Genomic DNA, 8,519 nt, shown 5'->3' with positions numbered 1-8,519 from the left:
GGCGGGGCAAACCGATATATTTGAAGAATATCGGCTTGCCCCGCCCGCCGGAGGCCAGGCAGGGAGCCTACAACCCAAATTCTTACGCCCTCGCGCCGCTAACGCGAAGCCTTTCGCCGCTACCGCGCCGCCCCCGCTCCGTCCGTCCTGAACAGCAGGTGCAGCCCCAGCCCAACGAACACCGCGCCCAGCGCCTTGGGCAGGTGCACCCGCATCAGGGCGTTGCGGGCCAGGAAGCGGCCGAAGCGCCCGCTGGAGAACGAGATGGGCGTCATCACCGCCAGCAGCATCAGCGACGTGACAACCCCCATGATAAGCACCTGGGACCACACCGGCCCGGCCGCCGGGCTCGCGAACTGCGGATAGAAGGTGACGCAGAACAGGAAGGCCTTGGGGTTCATCACGTTGGTCAGCACGCCGCGCCTGAAACTTTGAGCAAAAGTGCGTTGCGCGCCGCCGCCCCGCAACTCCAGCACGGAAGGCCCGAACATGGTCTTGAGCCCGATCCACACCAGATAGGCCGCGCCGCCCCAGCGCACCACATCGTAGGCCGTCTGGGAGGCGGCCAGCACGGCGGAGAGCCCGAAGGCCACGCACACGGCGTGCACGTAGGCCCCCACGGCCACGCCCAGCACGCAGGCCAGCCCGCTGCGCGACCCGGAAGCCATGGAGGTGGTGACGATGTAGAGCATGTCCGGCCCGGGCGTGATGACCAGGACGAAGACCAGGCCGACGAAGGTCAGAAAGGTGGTGATGTCCATATTGATGCGCCTTTGACGGGCCGGGCGCTGCCGCGCGGCCCCTTTTCCGGACCCGGGTAGCAGCCGGGGAGGCGGCCCGCAAGCCCCAAGGCGGTTAGAGCGTCCGCCAGGGCAGGAGCAGGAAGGCCTCCACCACGGCGGGGTCGAACTGCGTCCCGGCAGCGGCCTTGATCTCCTCGCAGGCACGGGCGCGGTCCATGCCGCTGCGGTAGGGGCGGTCGCTGGTCATGGCCTCGAAGGCGTCGGCCACGGCGCAGATACGGGCCAGCAGGGGGATGTCCTCCCCGGAGAGGCCGTGGGGGTAGCCCTTGCCGTCGTAGCGCTCGTGGTGGTGCAGGGTGACCTCCAGCGCGCCGCCGAGGTAGCGCAGCTCGCGCAGCACCTCGTGGCCCAGGACGGGGTGGCGCTTGACGCAGTCGTATTCCTCGGGGGTCAGGGAGCCCGGCTTGAGTAGGAGCGCGTTGCTGAGGGTCAGCTTGCCGATGTCGTGCAGCAGGGAGCCCCAGTCCAGCAGGTTCATCCGGCGCTCGTCCAGGTCCATGGCCTCGCCGATGGCCATGGCGATGCGGTTCACCCGCAGGGAGTGGGCGGCCGTGCCGCTCTCGCGATGCTCCAGGGCCTTGAGGAAGGCCCGGATGAGCAGGTCGTAGTTGCCGAGCAGCTCCTGGTTGGTGGCCTCCAGTCGGGAGACGAGCCCCGCGATGCGCACGCGCATGGCCTCCACGTCGCTGGCGAGCAGCCCTATCTCGTTGGTGCTGTCCACCACCACGGGTTCGTCCAGATGCCCTTCCGCGATGCGGTGCACCCCTTCGGACAACTGCAATATCGGACGGCTGAACCGCCTGGCCAGCCAGAGGCTGGCAGCGAGGCCTCCGGCCACGCTGACGAGGCCCACGCCCAGCAGAATGAGCAGGTGGCCGTTGCGCAGGCCACGCAGCTTGGCCGTGTCCAGGGCGATCTCCACCACCTTGCCCAGCTGCCCGCTTTCCGTGGGCGCGAGCTGGAAGTAGCGGTAGTGCACCCCGTCTCCGGCCTTGAGCTCCGCCTGCCCGGCGGCCATGGCGTGGTTCATGGCCTCGCGGCGCTCGCCCTGGAGCAGGAAATGCTTGCCGTTCTCGTCGCTGGTGAAGGAGACCCCGGAGGAGTTGAACACATGCAATGAGAGCAGCATGTCGTTGTCCTGGCGTATGTCGCCGGGAACGGTCTCCAGCCTGACCCCTGCGAGGCTTGCGGAGTGCCTGGAGAGCGAAACGCCCACCTCCAGGAGGTGCCTTCCGCCCTCGGCCACCTGGTAGGCGAACTTCTTGATGCCGTCGTAGCGGCTCACCGTGGCCCGGTAGGTGGCGTATTCGCCGGAGCGGCGCACCTTCTCCAGGTAGGCGGCGATTTCGGTGCCGGGTTCGGCGATGTTGAGCCCCTGGTCCTTATCGAAGGTGGTCCGCACCACGACGTTGTCGCCGTCGATGACGAAGAAGTCGATGTCCTGGTCCTGCGGGAGGCGCAGGGAGGAGAGGTCCAGAGCGCCCAGGTCCCCGCCGCTGCGGGAATAGGCCTCCTGGAAGCGGCGCATGGCGACGCGCATGCGCTCGTCCAGCATGGTCTCGTAGAGGAGGTAGGCCCTGTCCTGAATGAGCAGCGTCCGGCGGACGTTGCCCAGCATGGAGCGGATCTGGCTCTCGCGGAATTCGGTGATGACGGCGTCCAACAGGCAGCCGTTGCCGGCACCACGCCCGCCACCAGCACGCCCGTGACGCAGGCGAGCAGGATGAGCAGATCCTTCCTGAACGAATGGAATTTTTTGCTACGGCCAGCCACAGATGCCCCGGACCAATCAGGATGCCCAAAACTGAAACCTAGCACCGGCTCCAGCGATATCGGCGGCCCGTTGCCCTGCCCGTTGCGTGGATGCGGTCGACTGTGTTCCTGGAATGTCATTATGACACACCTGTGAAAGCCGTCAAGACCGGGACGCCCACCAGACGGCTTCCCGCCTGTGTCTTCCGGGCATGGTAGTGAAACACGAAGCTAAAACTTCTCGCAACTGGAAGCCGCGCGAGACGAAACCGTTCAATCACGGATCAATACAGCATAGTTTCTGCTCAGGACTTTTCTGCCCCTCCTGCCGCGCTCCGCCTCCCGAACCGCAAACAAAAAAGGCCGGGGTTTCCCCCGGCCTTACGTGCAATGCCAGCCAGCTTCGCCCCGCCGCGCCCCTCTCAGGGCGATGCGGCCAGGCGTTCACGCCGGCGGAAAGCGGATACTACCAGCGGCCGCCGCCACCGCCGCCACGGTTGTAGCCGCCGCCGCCACCGCTGCGGGGCTTCTCCTGGGCTTCGTTGACCTTCAGGGTGCGGCCGCCGAGCTCCTTGCCGTCCATGCCCTGGATGGCGGCCTTGGCGCCTTCCTCGTCCATCTCGACGAAGCCGAAGCCACGCAGGCGGCCGGTCTCGCGGTCGGTGATCAGGCTGACGTTGTAGACTTCACCGAAAGCGGAGAAGGCGTTGCGAACGTCGTCTTCAGTGGAGGAAAAGGACAGGTTGCCGACATAAAGTTTCTTAGACATACGCTTAAAGCTCCTGTTTTGGCATGCTGTGTCTCGTCGCTTGGAGCTGCGCGTCCTTCATAGCCCAAGATCCAAAGAAACCATGCGCGTTGAACGTTGCGGCCCCGCAGGCAGGTTCCGCAATTACTCAGCCGGTAGCTGTTATCCATGCCGCAGGCCTCTGCCTGCGGTCCAGGTACTGACTCGCGGGTGTCGCCACCCGAACATTCCGCTTACAGGCCGAATGCAGGCCGTGTAAACACAAATCTGGCGTCCCAGGCCGCGCGGCGGGGATTTCTCCGCCTTGCGGCCGGGCCGGGGGGCCTCAGGCCACCTCGCAGTGTTCGCACTTGCTCACCGCTTCGGCCTTGATGCGGTTCAGGGCGTCGGTCAGGGCGGAGAGCACGTTCTCCCGGATGTCCCCGGCGACGATGATGAACAGCAGGTCCTCCCCGGGGTGGAAAATGCCGTCCTTGGCCACGGCGCGCACCGCGAAGATGCCCTGCCGGGCCTCGATCTCACGGCAGATGGCCTGGATCTTCTCCTGGTCGGGGTGCACCTCCAGGCGCTCCACGGCCTTGCCCTCGTTGCGCGAGGTGGCCCGGACCACGCCGTTGTGCACCAGCACCATGCCCACCTTCTCGGTGAAGCCCGGCATCCCCTTCAATTCGGCAATGGCCTTGGAAATATCCAATCCGACCTCCCATGCCGCCTGGCGGCACGTCGATATTCACAACGTTTAAAACACAACGCCCTGCCGCGCAAGGCGCTGGAAGCGCGAAATCCGCCCTAAGGGCCGCGCGCTCCCTTGCGCGCGGGGGGGCCTTTCCGTATCTTCGCGCCGCCCGCGCCGGGACCGGCCGGGCAGACCGTCACAAGGTGGCCGTGTGGACAGCATCTATTTGAAATGGGGGTTCCGGGCCGCCGCGGCGCTGGCGTTGTGCGCGCTCATGGTTGTGGCGATCCTTTTCCGCAGCGGCGCGGCCGACGCCCTGGGCGGCGGGGACATCTGCGCGGCCGCCCAGTGCACGGGCGTTTCCGCGTCCGGCCGGGCTGGCACAGGGACTTCCGGCCTTTCCTTTTCCGGTGAATCGGAAATCGTCTTCAAGCTCGACCGCGACAAGCAGCTCCAGATAGTCTGCGCCCTGGATGGACTCCAGCAGGCCGACGGGTACTCCATTGCCGTAAACGACCAATGGTTCTTCGACCGCCAGGCCGGGTCGAGCCCCGCGCAGGAGACGCTCTCCTTCTGCGGCAAGCGCGGCCTCAACCGCGTGCGCCTCGCCGCCACCGGCCCCGGCGGCCGGCAGGACCCGGCCCCGGCGGGCGTGGTCCGCTTCTCCGCCTTCTCCATAGATGCCGCCAACGTGAACGACGTGTTCCCCTTCGCCAAGGCGGGCTATGTGCGGCGCGCGCTGGACATTCTGGCCGAGCGCCTGGACGGCCTCGCGGACCCGGCCGCCGTGGCCGGTGCGCTGGCCAACCCCTACACCGGCCTGGGGCTGTTCTTCCTCTGTCTGCTGCTTTTCGACGCGGCCGCATCCGGCAGAGGCCAGCAGTCGATGCCGGACAAGCTGCTGCGCGCGGCCCACATCGCTGGCCTGGGTCTGTTCCTGCTGCTGGTGGTGATCGTGGCCAACAAGAGCCTGGCGGGCATGGCCCACACCCTGGCCCTGCCCATGGAGGGCAACCCCGTGGAGGGCCGGGAGCTCTACAAGGGCGCGCTCTTCCCGGACCTGCGGGCCATGTACACCTCCGCCGACGCCTACAACTACCTCATCACCATCTACCCGCCGGTGTATTCGGCCCTGGTCAAGGGCGCCACCCTGCTTCTGGGCGAGACGCTCTACGCCTCGCGCGCCGTATCCATTCTCTTTTGCGCGGTGCTGATCGGCAGCCTGGGCTGGCTGGTTCTTCGCGCCACCGGGAACAGGGCGCTCGCAGGCATCGCCATGCTCATGCTGGCGTGCGACCCCACCCTTGCCCAGTGGGCCGCCCTGGGCCGCCCGGACGCCACGGCATGGGGCCTGCTGGCCCTGGGGCTTCTGGCATTCCTCTCCGGGCTGGGGGGCCGCCGGAACCACCTGTACGCGGCGGCGGGCCTGTGCGCGGGGGCGATCTTCACCAAGCAGCAGACCCTGCCCATCGTGCTGGGCATGCTCTGCTACGGTCTCTACGGCGAACACCGCGAGGACGTGTTCAAGCGCTTCGCCCTGCCCTTCGGCGTCTTGGCGCTGGGCGCAGCCCTGGCGCTCAACGCCCTGACCGATGGCAATTTCCTGTTCAACATCCTCGAATATCCGGTGGGCCTGAGCTCCCAGCCGGACTTCAACCGCACGCGCTGGCTGCTGGACCGCCTGTCGACCTACTTCTTCGGCAACTTCACCCTGACCTTCGCCTTCCTGCTGCTGTCCCTGGCCGGGCTGTTGCGGGGCGCGGGCGCGCTGTCGCTCACCCTTTTGCTGGTCTACCTGCCCTTCTACGTGAGCCTGATGCGCAGCTGGGGCGCGGACACCAACTACTCTTTGGGCCTGATCCTGCTGGTCACGGCGGGCACGGTGGCCGCCTGCGCGCGGCTGTTCGACGGCCGGCGGCGCCAGGTCTGGCTGTGCTGCGCGGTGATGTGCCTGGCCCTGGCCGGGGGCCGGGGCGCGCAGGGGCTCACCTGGTCCGGGCTGCCCGCCTTCGCCGCTCTGCCGGACGCGCCCCAGGCCGAGGAGTTCCTCACCTTCCGGCGCAGGCTCGGCAACATCACCTCCGCCATCACCGGGCCCACGCTGTGCGACTCGGAATCCTACTTCCTGCTGGCCGGCGGCAAGTCCGAGCTGTACACCTTCGATTCCATGGAGATGCTCTGCTACGAGAAGTCCGGCCAGTGGTGCTGGCCCTGCTCGGGGCTGCTCAAGGACATCGCCGCCAGGCGCTTCCACCTGGTGCTCCTGCGCAACGACATGGAGTCCGTCATCACGCGCACCGTCCGCGAAAACTACAAGCCCATCGAAACCTGCGCGGAGCATACCCTGCTGGTCGCGAAGCCCTGATCCTGTCGCGCGCGGGCATTGCGCCCCGGGCCGTTTCGGGGCATTTGAGGGCATGCCCCACCACGCCATGCAGACCAGGCATCCGGCCACCGCGCCCTACACGCCAGACGACGTGCTGCACTCCTTGGCGCGCGGGGTGCTCACCGTGGACGCAGCCTGCCGCATCGTCTCCTTCAACGCCTACGCCGCGAGCCTCCTGGAGCTTGACGCCGCGCGCGACCGGGGCCAGCACCTGCCCGACCCCCTGCAGGAGCTGACGGTCCGGCTGCGCACCTGCCTGGAGGGCGAAGCCGTGCCCCCGGCCCTGGTCAACGTGGACGGCCGCATGCTCCAGGTGGAGGTCTCGCCCATCCGGCGCAAGGGCGGGGTGGCCGGGGCCATGGCGCTCATGGGCGAGCCCGGCCCCTGCGGCCTGCCCGTGCCGGAAATTCCGCTGCGCGCGGTGCTGGAGTCGGTCTCCGAAGGCATCTGGATCTGCGACGGCCAGGGCACCATCCTGGACATCAACCGCGAATCCCAGCGCCTCAACTCCGTGCGCGCCTCGGACTACGTGGGCCGCAGCATCCGCTGCATCCTGGACGAAGGCCTGGTGGACCACTCCGTCACCCTGGACGTGCTGCGCTACAAGCGCCAGTCCAGCATCATCCAGCGCATCACCAAGACCGGCAAGCAGCTCCTGGTCACGGGTTCGCCGGTGTTCGGCGACGACGGCGAGATCTCCATGGTCGTGGTCAACGAGCGCGACGTCACCGAGCTCAACGCCCTGCGCGAGGGCCTGCAGAACGCCCGCAAGGTGGAGGAGAAATACCGCAACGAGCTGGCCGAGCTCTCCATGCTGGAGCTTCGGCAGAAGGAGATCGTGGCGGACAGCCCGGCCATGCGCCACTGCCTGCACGCCCTGCTCAAGCTGGCCAACATGGACGCCTCGCGCATTTTGATCCTGGGCGAATCCGGCACGGGCAAGGGGCTCCTGGCCAAGTTCCTGCACCAGCACAGCCCCCGGGCCAAGAAGCCCTTCGTGCCCATCAACTGCCCCGCCGTGCCCGAGAACCTGTTCGAGGCCGAGCTCTTCGGCTACGAAAAGGGCGCGTTCACCGGCGCCCTCAAGGAGGGCAAGGCCGGGCTCATCGAGCTGGCCAAGGACGGCACCCTCTTCCTGGACGAGGTGGGCGACATCCCGCTCTCGGTGCAGGCCAAGCTGCTCAAGTACCTGGACGACTACGAACTGCGCCGCCTGGGCGGGTCGCTCTCCAAGAAGGTGGTCTGCGGCGTGGTGGCCGCCACCAACTGCGACCTGGAACGCCTGGTGGAGCAGAAACGCTTCCGCAAGGACCTCTTCTTCCGCCTGAACACCTTCATCGTGCGCATCGCCCCCCTGCGCGACCGCCGCGAGGACATCTTCGGCCTGGCCGAGCACTACCTGGCCGGCTGCAACACGCGCTACAACAAGAGCAAGCGGCTCTCGCCAAGGGCCATTCGCCTGCTGGAGGCCCACGACTTCCCCGGCAACGTGCGCGAACTGGTGGGCATCATCCAGAAGGCTTTCGTGATGAGCGAAGGTGATGATATCACCGAAGCCATCGAGGAGGCCCTCGGCGTGGCGCCGGCTCTGGGGTCCACGCGCGGCCTGGTGGAGAGCACGGACCAGGCCAGCGTGCTGGCGCTCAGGCACGCCGCGGCCCGCTGCAGGACCACGCGCGAGATGGCCGCCTGCCTGGGCGTGAGCCAGTCCACGGTGGTGCGCAAGCTCGCCAAGTACGGCATCAGGCTTTCTGATTCACAAGTGAATCAGGACGCGGTTTCATAAACGAAACAGGCTTCATTTTTCCTGGATTTGGCCCCGCAGGCCAGACAACGGTTCGTTTTTCCTGCTCAACGCATCACCGCCTCAGACCTGGTTTTTGCCTCTCGCTTCCTGCTTTGTTGATTTTTCCGAATTTTGTGAAAATTGTTTTGAATCTGTTTTGAATCAGATTTAACGCACTGAAATTACATACATTCGTGAAAAATTTGATCCGATAATGAATCAAAAGCACGCGCAAGACGGGCAGGCCATTTACTCAATACGCTGAAATAGCTGGACTTACCACGGCATCCTGCGCTGGCCTGCTTCTTGCTGAACTTTTTTACCTTTTCGTAAAAGGTGCGGCACTGGCCCATTCCTATAACCTCCTG

Annotated in this window: 6 protein-coding genes; 2 read left to right on the top strand and 4 right to left on the bottom strand. The window is 66.3% G+C overall.

The window, feature by feature from the left end; translation table 11 throughout:
- Nucleotides 1-119: 119 nt before the first annotated feature.
- From MLE27_RS15710 to MLE27_RS15695, 4 genes are all read right to left on the bottom strand, one after another.
- The gene (locus MLE27_RS15710) at nt 120-761 is read right to left on the bottom strand and encodes a LysE family translocator (protein ID WP_243313185.1); all 642 of its coding nucleotides are present in this window, start codon (nt 759-761) and stop codon (nt 120-122) included.
- A 94-nt stretch (nt 762-855) separates the two neighbouring features.
- A complete protein-coding gene (locus tag MLE27_RS15705) occupies nt 856-2,466 on the bottom strand; it encodes an HD domain-containing phosphohydrolase (protein WP_243313184.1) in 1,611 nt (536 codons plus the stop codon).
- A gap of 555 nt (nt 2,467-3,021) precedes the next feature.
- Nucleotides 3,022-3,324: an RNA recognition motif domain-containing protein gene (locus tag MLE27_RS15700; RefSeq protein ID WP_243313182.1), complete on the bottom strand. Its 303-nt coding sequence runs from the start codon at nt 3,322-3,324 to the stop codon at nt 3,022-3,024.
- Between the two features lie 304 nt (nt 3,325-3,628).
- Nucleotides 3,629-3,997 (bottom strand): molybdenum cofactor biosynthesis protein MoaE, encoded by a 369-nt coding sequence (locus MLE27_RS15695; RefSeq protein ID WP_243313181.1) that lies wholly within the window; start codon nt 3,995-3,997, stop codon nt 3,629-3,631.
- Between the two features lie 193 nt (nt 3,998-4,190).
- On the opposite strand from MLE27_RS15695, the gene MLE27_RS18220 reads away from it, so the two are divergent.
- Complete coding sequence (locus MLE27_RS18220; protein ID WP_243313178.1) at nt 4,191-6,344, top strand: glycosyltransferase family 39 protein; 2,154 nt, start codon at nt 4,191-4,193, stop codon at nt 6,342-6,344.
- A gap of 52 nt (nt 6,345-6,396) precedes the next feature.
- Nucleotides 6,397-8,151, top strand: coding sequence for a sigma 54-interacting transcriptional regulator (locus tag MLE27_RS15685; protein WP_243313176.1), 1,755 nt, complete (start codon nt 6,397-6,399; stop codon nt 8,149-8,151).
- Nucleotides 8,152-8,519 lie beyond the last annotated feature (368 nt).

This window comes from Fundidesulfovibrio agrisoli, assembly GCF_022808715.1.
Taxonomy (GTDB): Bacteria; Desulfobacterota; Desulfovibrionia; order Desulfovibrionales; family Desulfovibrionaceae; genus Fundidesulfovibrio; species Fundidesulfovibrio agrisoli.
The sequence above is the reverse complement of the archived record's forward strand: the minus strand, read 5'-3'. Positions and strand labels throughout refer to the sequence as shown.

Excerpts from the sequence above, each read along its gene's own strand:
- MLE27_RS15685 (WP_243313176.1), top strand. The coding sequence starts at position 6,397 with ATGCCCCACCACGCCATGCAGACCAGGCATCCGGCCACCGCGCCCTAC.
- MLE27_RS15700 (WP_243313182.1), bottom strand. The coding sequence starts at position 3,324 with ATGTCTAAGAAACTTTATGTCGGCAACCTGTCCTTTTCCTCCACTGAA.
- MLE27_RS15710 (WP_243313185.1), bottom strand. The coding sequence starts at position 761 with ATGGACATCACCACCTTTCTGACCTTCGTCGGCCTGGTCTTCGTCCTG.